A 21,596-nucleotide genomic window follows, 5' to 3' on the forward strand; every position below is an offset into this window, starting at 1 on the left:
TCCGTGTTTCATGATCTCTCCATGCAGAGAGACCAGCTATCCGGTCTTAGCTATCGTTTCCGATAGTTATCCCGATCTCAAGGGCAGGTTGCCTACGTGTTACTCACCCGTCCGCCGCTAACCCTTTCCCGAAGGAAAGAATCCGCTCGACTTGCATGTATTAGGCACGCCGCCAGCGTTCGTCCTGAGCCAGGATCAAACTCTCCAATAAGGTGTGGACAATCGCTTGTCCGTTATTGTTAAGCTCAAATAGCTCAAAATTTACTGCTAGCGAGATTTTGCAATCTCTTGTTGTGGCCGCTTGCGCGACCGTTGTGCTTCTTCACTCGTTGTTCAGTTTTCAAAGAGCAATTTCGGTTCATCTTCTTCGCCATCTTGCGACAGCAGAATCTAATGTACCACATTCAATTTCGTTTTGCAACCGGAAGTTTTTCGCCTTCATTTTTCACTTGTCGGCTCATTTTTCCGCTCCGTTGCTGTCGCTTTTTAGCGGCGACTTTTATAAGATAGCACAGGGCCATAGGCCAAGTCAACCCGTTTTTTCATTCCCATCATTTATAACAAAACGACCTTGAGTCCGGCCAGCAGCATCAAGCCCGGCACCCCCAGCACGGTCACTGTGGCCATTGTCGACGCATTCACCGGAATCTCCAGATGGGTATATCCGCTCAGCAGATTCAACCCGTACAACAAAAACGCCGCAACGACGGCATTGACGCCCGCCCTCATCAACCAGCGTCCAAGACGCCGATTACGCACCAGCAGAATCGCCAAAAACACCGAGGACAAGATCAGCATCCCCCACATGACAAGCTTTACATCCATCGTAAGCTAGGCCTCCTTTTGCATGGCGGTATCGCGCAGATTGATCTGTAATTGCTTGGCTTGCTTGAGCAGCATTTCATAACGTTTTTCAGCCGCTTCCAGCGCGTAGATCGCATAATCGATCTGATCCTTGTCCAGCGCAAATTCAAAGTGAGCCTGCGCCGCAATCCATTCCTGATGCGATTTCTTGATCTCACCGATAAGCTGCTGCTTGTCCTGCGCCAATGCTTCCCGTTGCTCCTGCAAGGCCGCTTTCTGCAGCCAGCGCGTATGCAGCCAGTCCCAATTCCATACCGGTTTCACAGTTCAACGCCTCCCTTTCGCCCTTTGCTCACGGCTAATTTATTGTATTGAGCAAGAGGAAGGCTTAGAACCGTAATCTGCCATAAAAAAAGAAGAGCCGCTCGGCCCTTCCCTGGATTTGCTGCTATCGCTTAGAGCTCGCGCCGACCCTCAAGCGCCTTGGTCAACGTGACTTCATCGGCGTATTCCAAATCTCCGCCCACCGGCAAGCCGTGAGCGATGCGCGTCACCCGCAAGCCAAACGGCTTGACCAGTCGTGACAAGTACATGGCGGTTGCTTCGCCTTCGATGTTCGGATTCGTTGCCAGAATCAGCTCCTGCACCTGCTCATCGCTCAGCCGCTTCAACAGCTCGGCAATGTGAATCTGATCGGGCCCGATCCCCTCCATCGGCGAGATCGCGCCGTGAAGCACATGGTAATAACCGGCGAATTCCTTGGTCCGCTCCATTGCGACGAGATCCTTAGGCTCCTGAACCACGCAAATGACAGAGGCGTCGCGGCTTTTATCCTGACAGATCCGACATGGGTCAATATCGGTGATATTGCAGCAAACAGAGCAATAATGCAAATTGCGCTTCACGTTGACGAGCGCTTTGGCAAAATCGAGCACGTCGTCTTCCTTCATCCGCAGCACATGGAAGGCGAGCCGGCCGGCAGTTTTGGGACCTACCCCGGGCAAACGGGAAAATGCGTCGATAAGTTTGGCAATCGGTTCGGGGTAATGCAACGGACGTTCTCCTTTATGCTTTTAAAATAGAAGCTGACGCTGCCCAATGCGACGAAAAATACTAGAACAGGCCGGGGATGTTCATGCCACCTGTAAATTTGCCCATATCTTTGTTGGCCAATTCTTCCGCTTTGGCCATCGCGTCATTCACCGCAGTCAAAATAAGGTCCTGCAGCATTTCCACGTCCTCCGGATCGACGGCTTCCGGTTTGATGACGATATTTTGCAATTTTTTGTGACCGTTGACGGTTACCGTAACTACGCCGCCGCCAGCAGAGCCTTCGATCGATTTGGTTCCCAGTTCCTCTTGCACCTTCATCATTTGCTCTTGCATTTTCTTGACTTGCTTCATCATTTGATTCATGTTATTCATGATTGATGGCTCCTCTTCTATTCATCTTCTTTGATTACAACCAAGTCCTCGCCGAACAGTTGGATCGCTTCCGAAATCCACTCTTCCTTGGGCGCACTGCCGGCAACCTCTTCATGCTCCAGCTTCAGCTCTTCACTGGGCGCGGACGCAGCCTTCTGCTGGGCGTCATCCCACTCCTTGCGCATAACGGTAATCAGCCGATAGGGCTTGCCGAGTACGCTGGACAACACCTGCTCGATCAGCTGCTTGTTCTCCGGCTTCTCCGTCGTATTGCGGTGCATCTCATTCTTAAAAGCAACCAACACGACGTCTTCATGACAAGCGACAAGCTCGCCGTTGACAAACCAAGCATGAACGGTAATCTTGCGTTCTTTGACGGTGCCGAGCACGGCGCTCCATTTCATGAGCGCCGCTTTCGTGTCCGTGCCGCCGGCCGCCTGCAGATAGGCGTCCAGCTTCACGCCGGACTTCTTGACCGGCGCGGCGGCGAGCGGGCTCCGCTGCGGAGCGGCGGAGCGGCCTGAATCGGGAGCGGATGCCGCTACTCCCGATTTTACCAGCCGGGCGACCTGCTCTTCAAGCTGCTGCAGCCGCGCAGTCAGCTGGGCCACGAGCTCGCCCGAAGCGCCCCCGCGGCTGGCCGACGCTGCGGCAGCAGCCGGTTGATCGCCGGTGGGGGCCGATGCCCCGGCGGAGCCGGTATCGCCGCAGATGCGCATGACGGCGATCTCCAGCAACGTCTGCGGCTGGGCCGAATATTTCATCTCGCTGTGATAGCGGTTGAGCGTTTCAATATACGCCATCATGTCGCCCGGCGTAAATTGCCCCGCCACCTCGCGCTGCTGCTCCAGGTCGTACATCCGCTCGGTCACGGCGGGCGAATTCGGCACCATGCGCACCATCAGCAGATCGCGGAAGTAATCGATCAAGCTTTCCATGCACTTGTCGGCGCTTTTGCCCTCTTGCATGAAACGGTCGATCAGCTCCAGCGCTTCGCCGAGCTCCTTGCGGCGGATGGCGCCGACAAGCCGCGCGAACTGATCCGCCGCGACGCCGCCGGTAATCGCCAGAATATCGCCCAGCCGCACCGCGCCGGTAGCGAATGAAGCCGCCTGATCGAGCAGACTCAGCGCATCGCGCATCCCGCCGTCGGACAGGCGGGCGATATAATGCAGCGCTTCGTCGTCGACATCGATGCGTTCCTGCTCGCACACGTAGCGCAGCCGCTGCACCTGCTCCTCCATCGAAACGCGGCGGAAGTCAAACCGCTGGCAGCGCGACAAAATGGTCGCGGGAATTTTGTGCGGCTCGGTCGTGGCCAGAATGAACATGACGTGCGCCGGCGGTTCCTCCAACGTTTTGAGCAAAGCATTAAACGCCTCGGTTGTCAGCATATGGACTTCGTCGATGATGTACACCTTTTGCCTGACTTCCGTCGGCGCGTATTTCACCTTGTCGCGAATATCGCGAATTTCCTCGACCCCGCGGTTGGAAGCGGCGTCAATTTCGACCACGTCCATCACCGAGCCTTCGGTGATCCGCTCGCAAGCCGAGCAAACATTGCAAGGCTCTTCCGCAGGGCCGTTCAGGCAGTTGACGGCTTTCGCCAATATTTTGGCCGTGCTCGTCTTACCCGTTCCCCGGGGACCGTTGAACAAATAAGCGTGCGACAGGCGATGTTCTCGCAATGAATTTTGCAGCGTACGGGTGATGTGCGATTGCCCGACCACCTCGCGGAACGTCTGCGATCTCCATGTCCGGTATAATGCAATATGTGCCATAATGTCCTCTCCAATAATTCCGTGAGCGAATTATTGAATTTATTATACTATAAACCGTTCCCGCGTTAAAACAAATGTTCACGGTTCACGGGTACGGGATGCTGATCGTGAATGTCGTCCCGAAGCCCTTGGACGCTACGCGAATGCCTCCGCCCATGTCGTGAATGATTCGCTGACAGACGGATAAACCGAGTCCGGTGCCGTTGTCCTTGGTCGTGAAGAACGGATCGAATATTTTATCGATGACAAACATCGGTATGCCAGGTCCGGTATCATGGATGTCGATATTCACGTAGCGCTCGACCGGATCGATTTTTTCCGTAATCGTCAATGTCCCCCCGTCTGTCATGGCTTCGATGCCGTTTTTGCTGATATTGAGAAAAACCTGCTTGAGCAGCTCCTGATCGGCTATGACCTCCGGCAGATGAAAGCACGCTTCATATTGCAAATGGACCTTGTATAAGATCGCTTCGTTATTGATAATTGGCAAAATCCCCCGCAGCACCGCCGAAACGTCGACCGCTTCATAAGTAACGTGCTTGGGCTTGCTCAGCAGCAAAAATTCGTTCACCAGCTCATTAATCCGCGTAATCTCCGTCAGCATCACTTCGGTATAGCCTTTTTCTTTTTCCATGCCCTTCGTTTCAAACGTACTGCGCAGCACCTGAAGAAAGCCTTTGATGGAGGTCAGCGGATTGCGGATTTCGTGCGCTGTGCCTGCGGCAATCTGACCGATCATCGCCAGCCGGTCGCTGCGCTGGACCATTTCCTCCAGAGAACGGAGATTCGTAACGTCTTTAAAAATGACATACGCACCGACAATGCTCCCGCCGCCGTCCCTGAGCACGTTCGAATCCAGCAGCAGCTCGTAGCGCTCGTGATTTTTCGTCCAGGATACCGCATGGTTGCGTACGACGACGCCATTCAAAATCGACCTTTGCACGAACTGATGCTGAGTCGGAACACCGGCAAATACGTCTTCCAGCGATTTGTTCAAGATGCCGCTCCGTTCCAGCCCCAATACCCGACAAGCCATGTCGCTGATATCGACGAGCCTGTAGGACGGACTGATCAGCATCACGCCCAGATTGACGTCTTTGAGGAAAGCATCGGAAAAACGCTGGAGCAAATTAGGCTGAGCCGCACCCGCTTGATCAAGCAGCATCAGCGCATACTCGGCGCGACCAAGCTGCACCATTGTGAAGTGGTAAAGCACACCTTCGCCATCCTTCGTAAACAACACCCCTCCGGGCCACTGTCCCGCCGGCGTCCCTGCTCCAAAATACCCCGCATACAGCTCCGGCAGCGGCGCAGCCACCTTGAAAACGTCGCCCAGCGGCACCCCGGCCAACTCTTCTGCTGCATAGCCCGTAAAGCTTTGGACCCGCTCGTTCGCATGAACGATGCGCTCCCGCTCGTCCACGATCAGCACATGCTCCTGCGAGATCTGGTCCAGCAGCCTGCGTACATCCTGCATGGACACCTGTATGGGGTCCAAGTCACGTTTCGACAACTCCACAGCACTCCCTCCTAACCCAACCACCGCGTATATGCTCATCTTTTGACTTATGGCTTTAAATTCTCTTCAGGGAAAGGAATTTCCTTCTATTGGAAAAAAGAAAAAAACGTCGAATCGACGTTTCCCATGTATGCTATGTAAACCGTGCACCTGCTATTGATAAAATGATACAAGCGAACCCCTATCGTTAGCTCAAATCAGGCAACCCCTCGGCACATGAAACATCTCGCTTACGGCTGCTTCCTTCCGGACCTGACCGGGTTCACGAGCATTCATTGCGAAGGACCCGACTCTCAACACCACGTGTAGAAGCCAGACCTTACATCACAGTACCTCTAAACAGGAATTCAACCCCGCTACAGCGGATTGCGGGTTACAGGGCACCGCTACCTCCCCGTCTAGCACGGCAAAACTAAGTATAGCCGATAGCCGTTCAAATAGCAACCCGGGCAAAATTACCTGCCATTCATGACTACCTTGATCGTATACCGCGGCATATTGGTGTTCAACGCCAGCTTGACCTGGGTGCGCAAATCCTCGACCTGCGCCGGCGTCAGCTCCGGCTTGGGCGTAATGCGGACGCTGGCCACCGGCCCGTTCAGCACAATCCTGGAATCGGCAATGCCGTTCAGCTGCGCCAACACTGCTTTCATCAGGTCGGTATCGTCGCGGTAATGATGATAGGTGGGATCGAGCGGATTATTCGGGTTGACGCTGGTCAAGCCCATATAGCCGTCCTGCGGATACGCTTGCTTGGCCTTAACCGAATTGCCCGAGCCGCTTGCTGCACCGAAGCCCGACGAAGCGGCCCCGCAGCCGGATGCAGCTGTCAAGGCTGCTGCCAGCAACGCTAGCTTCCACGTGCGATGAAACATAAAAACACCTCCCTTGGCCTTTAAGCATACGCTTAGGATGGCTCGGGGAGGTTGTCTTATGCCGATTGGCACAGCAGCAATTCATGCCAATTAGATGCCGTATTTCTTTTTGAACTTGTCGACACGGCCGCCTGCATCAATGAACTTCTGTTTCCCGGTGTAGAACGGGTGGCAGTTCGAGCAAATCTCTACGCGGAGGTTTTGCTTGATGGAGCCTGTCTCAAATGTGTTTCCACATGCACAAGTTACAGTGGTTACATGATAAGTAGGATGGATCGCCTCTTTCATGTCTGGTTCACCTCTTTCTGCCCTGAATCATTTGCTGAAACAGAGTTAAATGGACGCATGTTACGATTATATCAGGTTGTTCGGAAGCATGCAATATCTATACGCGTCCGGCAAAGAAATCCGGTGTATGCGTATATGAGCCGATCACAACCTCTGGCAATTCTTCCTGGAAAATCTCGATCATCTGCTTCATGCCGAGCAATTCGCCCCGCGCTTTCGGAATCAGGTTCAAATAGCTTTCCGGATCGATGTTCAAATTGCGCAGCTGAATGAGCCGCAGGCCGGTACGGCGGACGAAATCGATCATCGCTTCGATCTCTTCCTCGCGGTCTGTCACACCGGGGAAAACGAGGTAATTGATCGAAGTAATCACGCCTTGATCGCTCGCGTAACGCAGCGATTTCTCGACGTTTTTGAGCGTATAGGCACGCGGCTTGTAATAGGCGTTATAATGATCGTCCAATGCGCTGATCGTACTGACGCGCATCAGATTCAGGCCCGCGTCGACGATGCCGCGAATATGGTCGGTCAAGCCTGCGTTTGTATTGATATTGATATAGCCGGTCGAGGTGACGGCGCGCACCCGCTTGATCGCTTCGATGATCAGCGCGGCTTGCGTGCTGGGCTCGCCTTCGCAGCCTTGTCCGAAGCTGATCACGCTTTGCGGCGTCTGCAGATGCTCCAGCATGATTTGCACGAGCTCTTCCACATTCGGCTTGAAGTTCATCCGCGTCTGCGGGGCGGGAAAGCCGCTGTCCTCCGGCTGCTCGGAAATGCAGCCGAAGCAGCCGGCGTTGCACGAATAGGAAACCGGCACAGCGCCTTCCCAACGTTGGAGGAAGGTATTGGAAGCTGTCAGGCATTCGTATTCCAGCGCGCATTTGGACAAATGGGCGTATAGCCGGTTGTCCGGGTATTTGGCCTTCAGCCGGTCGACAGCGACCTCCAGCTCATCCGGGTCGCAATTGACCGGGTTCCAGTAATAAGGATCGTCGCTTTGCCGGGCAGCGACATAAAAGCCGTTGTCCTTCCAGACGACGGCGGTATAACCGAACAGCGGCAACACCTTGGTTTTGTCCGCTTTGATATAACCGGGCAGCAGCAGCCGGGTAAAGCCTTGCGGCAGCAGCGCTCCGACCGCCTGATAGGCGCCTTCCACCAGCTTCATCTCGCCGGTTGCTGCATCGAAGCCGACAGGCCGGGTAAACGGCAGGCTGACGAGCGTTGCTCCCTCCGGCAGCGGAATCAGCTCCTCGTCCAGTATTTCCGTAATCATTTCCGCATTTCGACCGAGCGCGAAGTAGTCGGGATGGTCGTACACGTTGCCTTGCTCGTCCGCATAAACCAGATTCATAAGGGCACTCCTTTGAGCTTACGATGCAGAGTTCTTGACCTTGCCTTTGCCGGTAACGGCTGCAGGCGAATCAAGCGACTCCAAAAACTCCTGATTGGTTTTGGCTTCCGCCAATTTTTTGATGAAAGCTTCGGTATATTCGTGAGAATCGTTCATGCCTTTGCGCAACGCCCACACCTTCTCCAGCTCCTCCTTCGACAACAGCGCTTCTTCGCGGCGCGTGCCGGAGCGGCGGATGTCGATAGCAGGGAAGATGCGGCGTTCGGCCATTCTTCGATCCAGATGCAGCTCGAGATTGCCCGTTCCCTTGAATTCTTCATAGATGACGTCGTCCATGCGCGAGCCTGTTTCGACCAAAGCGGTGGCAAGGATCGTCAAGCTGCCACCTTCTTCGATGTTGCGGGCTGCGCCGAAGAAGCGCTTAGGCCGGTGAAACGCGCCCGGATCGATACCGCCAGACAGCGTGCGGCCGGTTGGCGGCACGACGAGGTTATACGCACGTGCCAGCCGCGTGATGCTATCCAGCAAAATCACGACGTCTTTTTTGTGCTCGACAAGACGCATCGCGCGCTCCAGCACCAGCTCGGCAACCTTGATATGATTCTCCGGCAGCTCGTCGAACGTCGAAGCGACAACCTCGCCCTTGACCGAGCGCTGCATATCCGTGACCTCCTCAGGGCGTTCGTCGATCAGCAGCACGAATAATTCGATATCGGGATAATTGGTGGCAATGCTGTTAGCGATTTCCTTGAGCAGCAACGTCTTGCCTGCTTTCGGGGGAGCGACGATCAAACCGCGCTGGCCGAGGCCCACAGGCGCCAACAGGTCCATAATGCGGGTAGACAGCTTGTTGGGAGCCGTTTCGAGTGTGATGCGGGTTTGTGGATAAAGCGGAGTCAGCGCCGGGAAATGCAAGCGTTCGGAGGCCGTTTCAGGCTTCTCGCCATTAACGGCTTCAACCTGCAAAAGACCAAAATACCGCTCGTTTTCCTTCGGCGGCCGGCACTTGCCCGACACCACATCGCCTGAGCGCAGGTCAAACTTGCGAATTTGCGACGCGGAAATATAAATATCCTCGGCGCTTGGCAAGTAGTTGATAGGTCGCAGAAAGCCGAAGCCCTCTTGCAGAATTTCCAGCACGCCCTGCATAAACATCAGTCCGCTTTCTTCCGCCTGAGCGCGCAGGATCGCAAAGATCAATTCTTTCTTTTTCAGCTGTCCGTAGTACGGGATCTGATGTTTTTTTGCGAGCTTATATAATTCCGTAAGCTTTAACGCTTCAAGCTCAGCCAATTGCAAACTCATAATGATTCAACCACCAAACTATTAAATTTTCAACAAGCCAGTCTTAAAAGATATGTTAGCCAGCATTGCCTGCCGGACCCATCTTTATTCCTCGCGTTCGCGCCAAACTTCCGCGCCTAGCGCCGACAGATTGAATACGAGATTCTCGTAGCCTCTATCAATAAATTCGACGCCTGATACCTCTGTCACACCGCCAGTCGCTACGGTCAGCCCGGCAATCACCAGCGCCGCTCCGGCGCGCAGATCCGTAGCCTTCACTTTGGCCGAGCTGAGCGGTCCGCCTTCGATAATCGCCGAGCGGCCCTCTACCTTCACCTTGGCGCCCATGCGCACGAGCTCGGGAATATGCTTGAAGCGATTGCTGTATACATAATCGGTCAAAATGCTAACGCCGCGCGCTTGACACAGCAGACTGGACATCGGAGATTGCAGGTCCGTAGCAAACCCCGGATAGACCAGCGCTTTGACGTCAACGCTCTGATATTCCGGCTGTCCGACGACGCGAATCGATTCGTCCATCTCGTAAATATGTACACCCATTTCCTGAAGCTTGGCCGTCAACGCCTCCATGTGCTTGGGAATGACGTTATCTACAGTGACGTCGCCGCGCGTAGCGGCAGCGGCAATCATGTACGTACCGGCCTGAATGCGGTCGGGAATGATCGAATGGCGGCAGCCGTGCATCGCGTCGACGCCTTCGATGCGGATCGTTTCCGTGCCGGCTCCTTTGATTCTGGCGCCCATGGAGTTCAAGAGCGTAGCTACATCTATGATTTCAGGCTCTTTAGCCGCGTTTTCAATCAGGGTGGAGCCTTTGGCCCGCGAAGCAGCCAACATAATGTTGATGGTTGCGCCTACGCTGACCATATCCAGGTAAATCTTGGCGCCGCGCAGCTCCTTGGCGCGAATTTTGAGCGCGCCGTTCTCGTTGCTGACCACAGCGCCCAGCGCTTCAAAGCCCTTGATGTGCTGGTCAATCGGCCGCGGTTCGAAATTGCAGCCGCCCGGCAAGCCGATCGTCGCTTCGCCGAAGCGTCCGAGCATGGCCCCCATCAAATAATAGGAGGCACGCAGCTTCTTAACCTTGCCGTTCGGCATGGGAATCGGCTTCATCTGGCTGGGGTCGATCGTCATCCGATCTTCTTCCCAATCCACAACGCCGCCCAGCTCGGTAATGATTTCTTTATATATAGCCACATCGCTCAGATGCGGCAGATTATCCAACGTTACAGGCGTTTCCGCCAAAATTGCAGCCGGAACCAGAGCAACTGCGCTGTTCTTGGCGCCGCTGATCTGCACGGTTCCGCGCAGCGGACGCCCTCCGACAACCATCAATTTTTCCAACATTTACAGTTTTCCCCCTACATCAGCGCATCCATGCCGATATCCGAGCACAGTTGTCCCTCAAAAAAAGCTTCCCATGAACAAAACAGAAGAGGGAAACGCATCGGCACGATGCATTTCCCACAAGAGCTATACGATTGAAATTAAGCTTGATTGCTGCTTCCGAACAATTCGATTTTGGATTTAACCACGTCGACCATGGCTTTGCGGGCAGGGGTGAGATATTTGCGAGGATCGTAGACTTTCGCGTCTTTGTTGAGCACTTCGCGGATCGATTCGGTGCAAGCGACTTGGTTCTCGGTGTTCACGTTGATTTTGCCAACGCCGGCTGCAATCGATTTGCGGATCATTTCGTCCGGTACGCCGGAGCCGCCGTGCAGAACGACTGGAACCGGAATCGCTTTGGACACTTGCTCGATGATGTCGAAATGGATGTTTGGCTCGCCGGCATACATGCCGTGCGCCGTACCTACGGCGATGGCCAAGCAATCTACGCCGGTTTCTTCGTAGAAGCGGATGGCTTCTTCCGGCTTCGCCAGGTTGGCATGTTCTTCGTCCACGCTGATGTCGTCTTCCACGCCGCCGATCGTGCCCAGCTCGCCTTCAACGGAAACGCCCATTGCGCGCGCAGCTTTCACGACTTCTTTCGTCAAGCGGATGTTCTCTTCGAACGAGTAATGCGAGCCGTCGAACATAACGGAGCTGAAGCCGGCGCGGATACATTTCATCGCCACTTCGAAGGAGCTGCCGTGGTCGAGGTGCAGCGCAATCGGCAAGCCGGATTTCTTGGCAGCCGCTTCGGCGATCGCAACAGTGAACTCAATACCCATATATTTCAGAGCGCCTTCGCTGACTCCGTAAATAAATGGCGATTTCAGCTCCATCGCTGCTTCGACGATCGCTTGCGCGAACTCCAGATTGTTCATGTTGAATTGACCTACGGCGAATTTGTTGGCTTTTGCTTTAGGCAAAAACTCGTTCATTGAAACCAATGGCATGTTTCTTTTCCTCCTAGGATGATGTTTATAAGGTATCGGGATACCGTTCTTTGTCACACTGAGCTATTATAGCACATATATTTTCAATTGATAACCAAGCCTACGTTCTTTTTGGTGATAAAACACACAAAAATCCCACCCCCGGCTCAGCACGCCGACGGCAGGAGCTCCGGCGAAAAACAAGGCCGGCCTTTACAAAAAAAGGACCCTACATCTAGGATCCTATGGCAAAACCGCTGCTGGATTCGTTATTCAGCTGCTTGTTAACCGCCACGCGCAGCTCGTCAATATCAAACGGCTTCGTAAAGTGCATGATGGCGCCCAGATCGGTCGCTTCCTTAATCATATCAAGCTCTCCGTATGCCGTCATCATGATGACTTTGATCGACGGATCGATCGCCTTGACGTGCTTCAAAATATCCAGTCCGTCCATGCCGGGAATCTTCATATCCAGCAGTACGAGGTCCGGCGAGGCGTTCTTCACGATCTCCAGCGCCAGCTTGCCGTTGGCGGCTTGATACGTGTCATAGCCTTCATTGCTGAAGACCTCCATCAGCAAGACGCGAATTCCATTCTGATCATCCACGATCAATACTTTCTTTTTCATAAACCGGTCCCTCCCGATAACGAAATAACGAGCCCCCCACAATTTCTATGAATGTTTATAAATTCGCTACGTGACGGCAATTTCCTGCCGGAATTCCGGTTATATTGAAGAGTTTTACAAAAAAGTTGCTTTCAGGCTTCACGTCCCAGCCGCAGCCGCTCAATGAGCGAGCTTGCGTGCGGCTTTGACGAATTCGCGGAACAGCGGTTGCGGGCGATTCGGGCGCGACGTGAATTCGGGGTGGAATTGCACGGCGAGGAACCACGGATGCCCTGGAATTTCGATCATTTCGATCAGACGGCCGTCCGGCGACGTACCGGAGAAGCGCATGCCCGCCGATTCGATCATTTCGCGGTATTCGTTATTGAACTCATAGCGATGGCGATGTCTCTCGTACACCAACTCGTCGTTGTAGCACTGTGCAGCAAGCGAACCCGGCGCCATTTTGCAAGGATACAGTCCCAGACGCATCGTGCCGCCCAGATTCTCGATATCCTTCTGCTCCGGCAGCAGGTCGATGATCGGATACGCGGTCGACGGATTGATCTCCGAGCTGTTCGCGCCGTGCAGCTTGACGACGGAACGGGCAAATTCAATGACGGCCACCTGCATGCCCAGACAAATGCCGAAGAACGGAATGTTCTTCTCGCGCGCGTAACGGATCGCCGACACCTTGCCTTCGATGCCGCGATCGCCAAAGCCGCCGGGCACGAGAATGCCCTGGACGCCGCTCAGCAGCTCATCTACGTTATGGTCGTATACTTCTTCAGCGTTGACCCAGCGAATCTCCACCTCGGAATCGTTGTCGATCCCGGCGTGACCGAGCGCTTCGACGATGCTCAGATAAGCGTCATGCAGCGCGACGTATTTGCCGACGATGGCAATTTCGGTTTTGTGCTGAAGGTTCTTGACCTTGTGCACAAGGTTTTCCCACTCAGTCATGTCCGGCTCGGCCAAAGGCGTTGTCAGCTTGAGGTGGTTGATGACGTAGTCGTCCAGCCCCTGCTCGCGCAGCATCATCGGCACTTCATACAGCGTTTCGGCGTCCTTGCACTCGACGACCGCTCCCGGGTCGATGTCGCAGAACAGCGCGATTTTGCGCTTCATGTCCTCGGTCAACGAATATTCGGTGCGGCAGACGATCACGTGCGGCTGAATGCCAAGACTGCGCAGCTCCTTGACGCTGTGCTGGGTCGGCTTGGTTTTCACTTCGCCGGCCGCCTTGATATAAGGTATGAGCGTCACATGGATATACATGACGTTTTCCCGTCCGATATCGTTCTTCATCTGACGAATCGCTTCAAGGAACGGCAAGCTTTCGATATCGCCGACCGTGCCGCCGATCTCGGTGATGACAACGTCCGACTGTGCTTCGCGTCCGGCGCGCAGCACGCGATCTTTAATTTCGTTGGTGATGTGCGGAATGACCTGCACCGTACCGCCGAGGTATTCGCCGCGACGTTCCTTGGTGATGACCGAGGAGTACACTTTGCCCGTCGTCACGTTGGAGTTTTTGGACAGGTTGATATCGATAAAACGTTCGTAGTGGCCCAAATCCAGGTCCGTTTCGGCACCATCGTCCGTAACGAACACCTCGCCGTGCTGGTAAGGGCTCATCGTCCCCGGGTCGACGTTGATGTACGGGTCGAACTTCTGGATGGTCACCTTGAGTCCGCGGTTCTTGAGCAGCCGGCCCAGCGAAGCTGCCGTAATCCCCTTCCCGAGCGACGATACGACGCCTCCCGTAACGAAAATATACTTTGTCATGTATGTAAGCCTCCTAAGAGTTTTTTGCCAGCAAAGCTGACGACGTTAGCGCGGTTGAGCTTGTCCCGAAGAAGCCGGTGTGCGGTTGCGAGGTGATCTGTTCTCCGGTCGCTCCTCCAGCGGTACGCCGCAGAAAATCGAGCCTAAAAACAAAAAAAGTGACACCCGTAGTGACGGGGCACTTTTCGAACGCATACGCGATTTGTTATGTTTCTTTTGAAGCCCATGCAATAGTTTACTCTGAACGGCTAGGCGCTGTCAAGACAAGTTATTTATCGTCGTCGTCGTCCAGATCGGCGTCTTCTGCCGCATCGTCGAGATCGTCTTCCTCTTCGCCCGATTCTTCGTCGCCGCCCTCTTCCAAGTCCTCATCTTCCATCTCTTCGTCTTCGAAAAATTCAGCGTCTTCTTCCGCTTCCTCTTCGGCTTCGAAGTCTTCAGCGTCGCCGTCGAACGCATCGTAGTCTTCCTCTTCGTCGTACACTTCTTCTTCCTCGGCGAATACGTCCTCGTCGTCGAGATCGTCGTCTTCGTCGTTGATGATCCGCGGACGCTTGGAGTTGCTCATTGCGTCTTCGGACTTCTCGACCGGATACCAGCGCTTGAGCCCCCACAGGTTGGTGCCTACGCAGGCAAAGCGGCCGTCAATGTTGATTTCCGTATATAGCTGGGCGATCACCTGCATGACATCCTGCTCGGACAACCCTTTAATTTTGGCAATTTCCATCATCAGATCTCGATAGTAAAACGGCGTGTTCGCCGATTTCAGCACTTCGAACGCCAAATCCACCATCGGCATTTCGCGCGCTTGTTCTGCGGAAATTTTGAGTGTGTATTCGCTACCCATCTAAGGCACATCCCTTCGACCATCGTCACAAGTTCTTCATTAAGTAAAACCTATTTTTTCTAAAAAAGCAACTCTCCCCGCGCAACTAACGGGAAGCGGCGTAGGAGCGCGCGGCGCGGCGGGCGGGGCGGATCGCTTCCGGGCGAGTGAGGGCAAGAGCGAACGGCGGGGAGCGCTTCTCGAGTGAGTGCCAGGCAGACGAATGGCGAGGGGCGCTTCCGAGCGAGCGAGGGGCAGAGCGAACGATGAGGGGCGCTGCTGGGGCGAGCGAGGGGCAAAGCCAACGATGGGGGCGCTGCTGGGGCGAGCGGGGGGCAGAGCGGATGACGAGGGGCGCATCTGGGCTGTCACAGACAAGTAGGCAATGCGAACGGCGGCGCGACGGCGAAACGACTCCCCTCTACAGACCTTAGCGGCCTGCGTGAAATCCGCAGCGGCGGCGCGCGCATGAAAAACAGGCGAAGGTCCCCCTTCGCCCGCGACTGTATCCTGCGGACATCCGCTCCTCCGGAGGGCCCGCCTTGCACATGAGAAACGCCTAATCGGCTTCTCTCTTCATCGTATGTCGATACCGTCCAAGTGACACGGCCGCGCACCTATTTATTTGGAAAAAGGCGATGACACGGTCCGCGATGCCCGTCCGCTCATACATTGGGAAGGAATCCATATTCAGTTGTAGGGGGAATGCACGCATGCGCACGGCCGCTTTCCTGCAATGGCTACATGACGAGGTCGGACTTGCCGGAGGCGCCCCCGGTTCCGCCAAACGGCACATCGTGCGCTTCCGCTCCTCGCGCGACTACGCGGCGTGTCGAGCCGGGCTGCGGCGGCTGAAGCCTGTGCTGGCCCGGCTATCGGCGAGGCCGGTTCGCGAGCTGGACCTCATCCGGGGCTTCTCCTGCATGCTCAGCGACCTTGCCGCCGACCGATTGCAGGAGGCGTGGGGGCTGGAGGTCGAAGACGATCTCCCGGTGCGAGTCCGGCGCATGACCGAAAATCGACCGGCATCCTCCATCGGGCGCTCCGGCGCGCCCACGCCGATTGTTCCTTGGGGGATTGGCCATATTCAGGCACCGGAAGCATGGAGCCGGTCGGTCGGCCAGCGCGTGCGCGTCGGCGTCATCGATACCGGGATCGATTACAATCACCCTGATCTGCGCCATTCGATCGCCAACGGAATCAACCTGGTGCATCGCGCCTACCTGCCCTTCGACGACAACGGGCACGGCACGCATATCGCGGGTACGATCGCTGCCTCCAGCCGCGGCGGCGGCATCATCGGCGTCGCGCCCAAGGCGCTGATCCACCCGGTCAAGGCGTTCGATCATAACGGCAGCGCTTACGTCTCGGACATCATCGCCGGCATTCTTTGGTGCGTCGATCAGGATCTCGACGTCATTAACATGAGCTTCGGTATGAAGACCTACAGCCGTGCGCTGGAGCAAGCCGTGCTGCGCGCCTACAACGCCGGCAAAATCATCGTCGCTTCGTCCGGCAACGACGGCAAGCGGACCGTCGTCGACTACCCGGCCCGCTTCCCGCAGACGCTGGCCGTCGGCGCGACGACGCGCTCGAACCGGATTGCGCCGTTCAGCAATCGCGGGCGGCGCATCGACTTGTACGCGCCGGGCGAGCGGATTTATTCCGCGTGGCTGCACGGCAAGTACAACGAGCTGAGCGGGACGTCGATGGCAACTGCACATGTCAGCGGCGTCATCGCGCTGATGCTGTCGGTCAACGGCGGCCTCCGTCCCGCTCAGATCAAAAAGCTGCTCAAGCGCACCGCCAGCGCGCTTGGCAAAAGCTCCAGCGCGCGCTGGAAGCCCGGGCAGCTCAATGCCCGGCGTGCGCTGAGCGCGCTGAAAAGCCGCGACGTATAGAAACGTCGCGGCTTTGTGCTGCCGCCCCGCTGAGCGGGCGGCGAGATTGGCGCCGCCGGGCTTGGCGGGCGGCGTTGGCTGCGCGCTGCGCTCGACCGGGCGCAGCGGATCTTACGCGCGCGCCCCGCTGAGCGGCGCGCGGGCGGGCGCCGAGCGCGCTACATGCGCTCGGGCGCCGAGACGCCAACGAGGCGCAGCACGTTGGCGATGACGGTGCGCAGCGCCTGCAGGAGCGCAAGGCGCGCCCGGGTTTGCGCGGCGTCGTCGGTGATGACGCGCTCGGCTTTGTAGTAGCTGTGGAATTGGCTCGCCAGCTCATACACATAGCGGATGAGCCGATGCGGCGCATACTGCTCGGCCGCCACGGCGACCTCCTCCGGCAGCTCGCCCATCTTGCGCAGCAAATCGAATTCCGCCTCGACGTTCAGGCGGGAGAAATCCTGCTGCGCCAGATCACCCACGGCAATGCCCATCTCCTCGGCCTGCCGGAAAATGCTGCAGATGCGCGCATGCGCATACTGCACATAAAACACCGGATTCTCGTTGGACTGCGAAACCGCGAGATCCATGTCGAAATCCAGATGCGAATCCATGCTCCGCATCGTAAAGAAATAGCGGATCGGGTCGACGCCGACCTCGTCCATCAGGTCCTCCATCGTGACCGCTTTGCCGGTCCGCTTGGACATCTTGACCTTCTCCCCGTTCTGGAACAGGCTGACCATTTGCGCAATCAGCACGACGAGCTTGTCCGCCTCGTAGCCAAGCGCCGTCATCGCCGCCTTCATCCGCGGGATGTAGCCGTGGTGGTCCGCGCCCCAAATATTGATCAGCCGGTCAAAGCCGCGCTGGAACTTGTTGCGGTGATACGCGATATCCGGCGTCAAGTACGTAAACGAGCCGTCGTTCTTGATCAGCACGCGGTCCTTGTCGTCGCCGAGCGGCGTCGTGCGCAGCCAGGTCGCGCCTTCTTCTTCATAAATATGGCCCTTGCTCCGCAGTTCCTCCAGCACGCCGGGAATCAGCTCATCCTCGTAAATCGATGTCTCCGAGAACCAGTGATCAAAGCTTACGCCAAAGCGGCCCAGATCGCGCTTGATCTTGTCCAGCTCCTTGTCCAGCCCGTAGCGGCGGAAGTAAGCCAGCCGCTCCTCGTCCGGCAAGCCGGTCAGCCGGTCGCCCTCTTCCGCAGCCAGCTCGGCGGCAAACTGCTTGATATCCTCGCCGTAATAGCCGTCCTCGGGCATTTGCGCGTCACGGCCCAACGCCTGCAAATAACGCGCTTCAATCGATTTGGCCAGATTCAGCACCTGGTTACCGGCATCGTTAATGTAATATTCGCGCGAAACGTCGTAGCCGGCCAGCGTCAGCACATTGCACAGCGCATCGCCAACCGCTGCGCCGCGGGCATGCCCCAGATGCAGCGAGCCCGTCGGATTGGCGCTAACGAATTCGACCTGCACCTTCAGCCCTTGTCCGACATTCACGCGGCCATAGTCGGCACCCTGCGCCAGCACCTCGCCGATCACGGGGTACAGGTAGCTTTTGTCCAGTCGGAAGTTGATAAAGCCCGGCCCGGCAATGTCCGCTCCCGATATGTACACCTTCTCTTTATTCAGATGAGCAATCAGTTGTTCGGCAATCTGCCGCGGATTCGTCTTGGCGATACGTGTCAACTGCATGGCCAGATTCGTCGCCAAGTCGCCGTGCGCCTTCTCCTTGGGCACCTCCAGCGTAATATCGGGCACCTGCTCGGCCGTCACAATCCCCGCAGCCACCGCCGCTTCGGCCAGCGCCTCTTTCACCTTCGATTTCATTTCCTGCAAAATATCCATACCCAGCTCCCCCTCTTCGCCCGGCCGCTGAGCGGCTCAGGCTTCCTCGATCGACAGTTGAACCCGGAACAGTCCCGCAGGTTCTCCCGCTACATATAAGTCGTAGCTCCAGCGCACCGTGCCCAAGCCCATCTCCAGCGCATTCTCCAGTGCGTGCGTGTGCATTTCCAGCTCCATACGGCCGTGCTCGTTTTGATAAAAGCCTACCCGTTTCTCTCCGGCCACAAACGTTTGCTCCGCCTGCACATCGCCTTGCCGGACAATGCGCAGCTCGCGCCGCTCCAGCTTGATCAGCGTAGCGGTTCGCCCCTGCTCGCCAAGCGGCTCCTCGTAACGGACGTAAACATGAGCCCCTTTTATATACAGATCGCCCTCGTAGCCTTGCACGGACTTGTCCGTATCGCTTCGGCTTTCAAGACGAATGCGCACCTTGCTTTTGGGCGTCGTCATCGGCTTCGCCTCCCTTGTCGGCAGCGTTGCCGGGACAAACCCGGCACGCGTGCGGATCAGCCTGATTCCAGCATCAGGCAAGTTAGCTTATAGTTTATAATATCGCAAGCTTGAATTCAATCGGTAAAAAAGCGACCCGCTGCCGGGGAACCGCCATCCGACAGCCGACGGTCGACAATCCGGCAATCGCCCTTCCAACTGCCGGCAATGCGGCAAACGGCCGGAAATCTTCCAGCAGTCTTCCAGCAACCCTCCAGTAGCCCTCCAGCAACTTTCCCGCAACCTTCCTGCAGCCTTCCAGCAACCCTCCAACAGTCTTCCAGCAACCCTTCCAGCAACCTTCCAGCAACCTTCCTGCAGCCTTCCAGCAATCAGCCATCGAACGGCCAGCAACCCGCCGACACGACACCAGCCGTCAGTTCGCCCTAAGCTCCATCGGCAGTTCCGCACCGAGCGGCGCGACTCCCGGAGCGCGGCGCCGGGCGTACGGCGTCAGTCCGACCACCAACCCGTGCCGCATGCTCCGCTGAGCCGCGGCAGCCCCCGCTTACACAACAAAACGGGCCCAGCCGCCGTCGGCCAAGACCCGTTTCTCGTTCACCTATGAATTTCGCCAAACAGCGCTTACTTCACCAAGCCAAGCAGAATCTCGCGCACCAGCTTGGACGCCACGATTTGCGTCTGCTCGGACGGATCGTACACCGGCGCAACCTCGACGACATCGGCCCCGACCACGTTCACGTCGGAAGCGGCAATCGCGTGAACGGCCGCCAGCAGTTCCTTCGACGTAATGCCTCCAGCTTCGGCCGTGCCCGTGCCGGGCGCTGCCGACGGATCGAGCACGTCGATGTCGATGGTCAAATACACAGGGCGGCCGGCCAGCTCCGGCAGCACCTTGCGCAGCGGCTCCAGCACCTCAAACGGGTACAGGTTCAGGTGCTCGCGCGCATATTGGAACTCCTCGCGCGTACCGGAACGAATGCCGAACTGGTACACGTTTTTTCCGCCGATCAGCTCGGCAGCTTTGCGCAGCGGCGTGGAGTGCGACAGCGGCTCGCCCTCGTATTGCTCGCGCAGATCGGCGTGGGCGTCGAAATGCACGATCGCCAGGTCCGGGTACTTCGCGTACACCTCGCGAATGACCGGCCACGACACCAGATGCTCGCCGCCAAGACCGAGCGGGAACTTGCCGTCGGCCAGCAGGCCCTTGACATATTCGCCGATCACTTCCAGCGCGCGGCCTGCGTTACCGAACGGCAGCGGCAGATCGCCGGCGTCGAAGTACGAAATATCGGCCAGACTTTTATCCAGATAGGGGCTGTATTCCTCCAAACCGATCGACACCTCGCGGATGCGGGTCGGGCCGAAGCGCGAGCCAGGGCGGAAGCTGACCGTGTAATCCATCGGCATGCCGTAAATGACCGCACGGGAAGCGGCATAGTCCTGCGAGCTGGCAATAAACACATTGCCGGAGTAAGCTTCATCGAAACGCAAGCGTCACACATCCTTTTATATATATTCACTGCAATAGTTTGATGAAAAGCCGCCGGAGAGCCGGTATGGAGTCGAAGCTGCGCTAGCGATCGCCTTTGCATCCGAATTTTCCCCGGACCGCACCGGCCGCGGGCAGCTTATTTTCATCAACAATTACTTCACCAGGTCTTCCACAAAACGCGGCAGCACGAAAGCGGCTTTGTGCAGACGCGGCGTGTAATACTTGGTCGGGAAGTCGGGAATCGCCGCTTCGTCGACCTGGAGCGGATCGTATTTTTTGCTGCCCATCGTAAAGGTCCACAGACCGCTTGGGTACGTCGGAATGTTGGCGCTGTACACGCGGACAATCGGGAAAATTTCCTTCACATCACGGTTAACCGTGCGGATCAGATCCGCCTTGAACCACGGGTTGTCCGTTTGCGCCACGAAAATGCCGTCTTCCTTCAGCGCATCGAAGATGCCTTGATAGAAGCCTTTGGAGAACAGCTCGACCGCAGGGCCGACCGGCTCGGTGGAATCGACCATAATGACGTCGTACGTGTTTTTATGATCGTGAATATGCATGTAGCCGTCGTTGACAATGACCTCAACGCGAGGGTTGTCCAGCTCGCCGGCGATTTGCGGCAAATATTTTTTCGAATACTCAATGACTTTGCCGTCGATGTCGACCAGCACCGCTTTTTCGACCTTAGGATGCTTCATCACTTCGCGGATTACCCCGCCGTCGCCGCCGCCGACCACCAGCACATGCTGCGGATTCGGATGCGTGACCAGCGCCGGATGCGCCACCATTTCATGATAGACGAACTCGTCGCGGTCCGTCGTCATCACCATGCCGTCCAGCGTGAGCATCGTGCCCCATTCATCGGTTTCGATCATGGCCAGGTCTTGAAAATCCGTCTGCTCGCGGACGTATGTCTCTTTAATTTTCGCGGTGATGCCGTAGCTCTCCGTCTGCTTCTCCGTATACCATAAATCCATTGTCGATGCCTCTTTTCTTTGTCTATATTGTCATGATTTGCTCGA

The 21,596-nt window shown here is 56.4% G+C and carries 20 protein-coding genes, 1 rRNA gene and 1 other RNA gene; 1 reads left to right on the plus strand and 21 read right to left on the minus strand.

Annotated features, from left to right (window positions below; translation table 11 throughout):
- The 17 genes from B5M42_RS14145 to rpoE all read right to left on the minus strand — a co-directional run.
- Positions 1-211, minus strand: a 16S ribosomal RNA gene (locus tag B5M42_RS14145); the annotation flags it as partial.
- A gap of 344 nt (positions 212-555) precedes the next feature.
- On the minus strand, positions 556-825 hold the full coding sequence (locus B5M42_RS14150) for a pro-sigmaK processing inhibitor BofA family protein (RefSeq protein ID WP_134749658.1): 270 nt from the start codon (positions 823-825) through the stop codon (positions 556-558).
- 6 nt (positions 826-831) lie between these two features.
- Positions 832-1,128, minus strand: a complete 297-nt coding sequence (locus B5M42_RS14155) for a DUF2508 family protein (RefSeq protein WP_230632911.1) — start codon at positions 1,126-1,128, stop codon at positions 832-834.
- 131 nt (positions 1,129-1,259) lie between these two features.
- Positions 1,260-1,856: a recombination mediator RecR gene (recR, locus tag B5M42_RS14160; protein ID WP_134749660.1), complete on the minus strand. Its 597-nt coding sequence runs from the start codon at positions 1,854-1,856 to the stop codon at positions 1,260-1,262.
- 61 nt (positions 1,857-1,917) lie between these two features.
- Positions 1,918-2,229, minus strand: a complete 312-nt coding sequence (locus B5M42_RS14165) for a YbaB/EbfC family nucleoid-associated protein (RefSeq protein ID WP_134749662.1) — start codon at positions 2,227-2,229, stop codon at positions 1,918-1,920.
- 17 nt (positions 2,230-2,246) lie between these two features.
- Positions 2,247-4,010: a DNA polymerase III subunit gamma/tau gene (gene dnaX, locus B5M42_RS14170; protein ID WP_134749664.1), complete on the minus strand. Its 1,764-nt coding sequence runs from the start codon at positions 4,008-4,010 to the stop codon at positions 2,247-2,249.
- An 85-nt stretch (positions 4,011-4,095) separates the two neighbouring features.
- A complete protein-coding gene (locus B5M42_RS14175; protein WP_268999212.1) occupies positions 4,096-5,523 on the minus strand; it encodes an ATP-binding protein in 1,428 nt (475 codons plus the stop codon).
- Between the two features lie 148 nt (positions 5,524-5,671).
- Positions 5,672-5,936: signal recognition particle sRNA large type (ffs, locus tag B5M42_RS14180), an RNA gene on the minus strand.
- 48 nt (positions 5,937-5,984) lie between these two features.
- The gene (locus B5M42_RS14185) at positions 5,985-6,404 is read right to left on the minus strand and encodes a hypothetical protein (protein ID WP_134749667.1); all 420 of its coding nucleotides are present in this window, start codon (positions 6,402-6,404) and stop codon (positions 5,985-5,987) included.
- Between the two features lie 90 nt (positions 6,405-6,494).
- Positions 6,495-6,692: a 50S ribosomal protein L31 gene (rpmE, locus tag B5M42_RS14190; RefSeq protein WP_134749669.1), complete on the minus strand. Its 198-nt coding sequence runs from the start codon at positions 6,690-6,692 to the stop codon at positions 6,495-6,497.
- Between the two features lie 97 nt (positions 6,693-6,789).
- Positions 6,790-8,046 (minus strand): radical SAM protein, encoded by a 1,257-nt coding sequence (locus B5M42_RS14195; RefSeq protein ID WP_134749671.1) that lies wholly within the window; start codon positions 8,044-8,046, stop codon positions 6,790-6,792.
- 18 nt (positions 8,047-8,064) lie between these two features.
- On the minus strand, positions 8,065-9,351 hold the full coding sequence (gene rho / locus B5M42_RS14200) for a transcription termination factor Rho (RefSeq protein WP_134749673.1): 1,287 nt from the start codon (positions 9,349-9,351) through the stop codon (positions 8,065-8,067).
- Between the two features lie 84 nt (positions 9,352-9,435).
- A complete protein-coding gene (locus B5M42_RS14205; protein WP_134750020.1) occupies positions 9,436-10,695 on the minus strand; it encodes a UDP-N-acetylglucosamine 1-carboxyvinyltransferase in 1,260 nt (419 codons plus the stop codon).
- A gap of 143 nt (positions 10,696-10,838) precedes the next feature.
- Entirely contained in the window at positions 10,839-11,693 is an 855-nt protein-coding gene (gene fba, locus B5M42_RS14210; RefSeq protein ID WP_134749676.1) for a class II fructose-1,6-bisphosphate aldolase, read from the minus strand.
- A gap of 214 nt (positions 11,694-11,907) precedes the next feature.
- Entirely contained in the window at positions 11,908-12,300 is a 393-nt protein-coding gene (locus tag B5M42_RS14215) for a response regulator (RefSeq protein WP_134749678.1), read from the minus strand.
- 159 nt (positions 12,301-12,459) lie between these two features.
- On the minus strand, positions 12,460-14,067 hold the full coding sequence (locus tag B5M42_RS14220; RefSeq protein ID WP_134749679.1) for a CTP synthase: 1,608 nt from the start codon (positions 14,065-14,067) through the stop codon (positions 12,460-12,462).
- A 268-nt stretch (positions 14,068-14,335) separates the two neighbouring features.
- Positions 14,336-14,914: a DNA-directed RNA polymerase subunit delta gene (rpoE, locus tag B5M42_RS14225; RefSeq protein ID WP_134749681.1), complete on the minus strand. Its 579-nt coding sequence runs from the start codon at positions 14,912-14,914 to the stop codon at positions 14,336-14,338.
- A gap of 692 nt (positions 14,915-15,606) precedes the next feature.
- Between rpoE and B5M42_RS14230 the strand changes: the two genes are divergently transcribed.
- Positions 15,607-16,794, plus strand: a complete 1,188-nt coding sequence (locus tag B5M42_RS14230; protein ID WP_134749683.1) for a S8 family peptidase — start codon at positions 15,607-15,609, stop codon at positions 16,792-16,794.
- A 158-nt stretch (positions 16,795-16,952) separates the two neighbouring features.
- Here B5M42_RS14230 and argS read toward each other — a convergent pair whose 3' ends face one another.
- The 4 genes from argS to speE all read right to left on the minus strand — a co-directional run bounded on the left by argS (position 16,953) and on the right by speE (position 21,551).
- On the minus strand, positions 16,953-18,626 hold the full coding sequence (gene argS, locus B5M42_RS14235; protein WP_134749685.1) for an arginine--tRNA ligase: 1,674 nt from the start codon (positions 18,624-18,626) through the stop codon (positions 16,953-16,955).
- Between the two features lie 36 nt (positions 18,627-18,662).
- Positions 18,663-19,076 (minus strand): DUF1934 domain-containing protein, encoded by a 414-nt coding sequence (locus B5M42_RS14240; RefSeq protein WP_134749687.1) that lies wholly within the window; start codon positions 19,074-19,076, stop codon positions 18,663-18,665.
- A 624-nt stretch (positions 19,077-19,700) separates the two neighbouring features.
- Positions 19,701-20,570 (minus strand): agmatinase, encoded by an 870-nt coding sequence (gene speB / locus B5M42_RS14245; RefSeq protein ID WP_134749689.1) that lies wholly within the window; start codon positions 20,568-20,570, stop codon positions 19,701-19,703.
- Positions 20,571-20,723: 153 nt separating this feature from the next.
- On the minus strand, positions 20,724-21,551 hold the full coding sequence (speE, locus tag B5M42_RS14250; protein ID WP_134749692.1) for a polyamine aminopropyltransferase: 828 nt from the start codon (positions 21,549-21,551) through the stop codon (positions 20,724-20,726).
- Positions 21,552-21,596: the final 45 nt, after the last annotated feature.

The organism is Paenibacillus athensensis (genome assembly GCF_004514475.2).
Classification (GTDB): domain Bacteria; phylum Bacillota; class Bacilli; order Paenibacillales; family NBRC-103111; genus Paenibacillus_AL; species Paenibacillus_AL athensensis.

Excerpts from the sequence above, each read along its gene's own strand:
- B5M42_RS14150 (WP_134749658.1), bottom strand. The coding sequence starts at position 825 with ATGGATGTAAAGCTTGTCATGTGGGGGATGCTGATCTTGTCCTCGGTG.
- B5M42_RS14165 (WP_134749662.1), bottom strand. The coding sequence starts at position 2,229 with ATGAATAACATGAATCAAATGATGAAGCAAGTCAAGAAAATGCAAGAG.
- dnaX (WP_134749664.1), bottom strand. The coding sequence starts at position 4,010 with ATGGCACATATTGCATTATACCGGACATGGAGATCGCAGACGTTCCGC.
- B5M42_RS14185 (WP_134749667.1), bottom strand. The coding sequence starts at position 6,404 with ATGTTTCATCGCACGTGGAAGCTAGCGTTGCTGGCAGCAGCCTTGACA.
- rpmE (WP_134749669.1), bottom strand. The coding sequence starts at position 6,692 with ATGAAAGAGGCGATCCATCCTACTTATCATGTAACCACTGTAACTTGT.
- B5M42_RS14195 (WP_134749671.1), bottom strand. The coding sequence starts at position 8,046 with ATGAATCTGGTTTATGCGGACGAGCAAGGCAACGTGTACGACCATCCC.
- rho (WP_134749673.1), bottom strand. The coding sequence starts at position 9,351 with ATGAGTTTGCAATTGGCTGAGCTTGAAGCGTTAAAGCTTACGGAATTA.
- fba (WP_134749676.1), bottom strand. The coding sequence starts at position 11,693 with ATGCCATTGGTTTCAATGAACGAGTTTTTGCCTAAAGCAAAAGCCAAC.
- B5M42_RS14215 (WP_134749678.1), bottom strand. The coding sequence starts at position 12,300 with ATGAAAAAGAAAGTATTGATCGTGGATGATCAGAATGGAATTCGCGTC.
- B5M42_RS14220 (WP_134749679.1), bottom strand. The coding sequence starts at position 14,067 with ATGACAAAGTATATTTTCGTTACGGGAGGCGTCGTATCGTCGCTCGGG.
- rpoE (WP_134749681.1), bottom strand. The coding sequence starts at position 14,914 with ATGGGTAGCGAATACACACTCAAAATTTCCGCAGAACAAGCGCGCGAA.
- B5M42_RS14230 (WP_134749683.1), top strand. The coding sequence starts at position 15,607 with ATGCGCACGGCCGCTTTCCTGCAATGGCTACATGACGAGGTCGGACTT.
- argS (WP_134749685.1), bottom strand. The coding sequence starts at position 18,626 with ATGGATATTTTGCAGGAAATGAAATCGAAGGTGAAAGAGGCGCTGGCC.
- B5M42_RS14240 (WP_134749687.1), bottom strand. The coding sequence starts at position 19,076 with ATGACGACGCCCAAAAGCAAGGTGCGCATTCGTCTTGAAAGCCGAAGC.
- speE (WP_134749692.1), bottom strand. The coding sequence starts at position 21,551 with ATGGATTTATGGTATACGGAGAAGCAGACGGAGAGCTACGGCATCACC.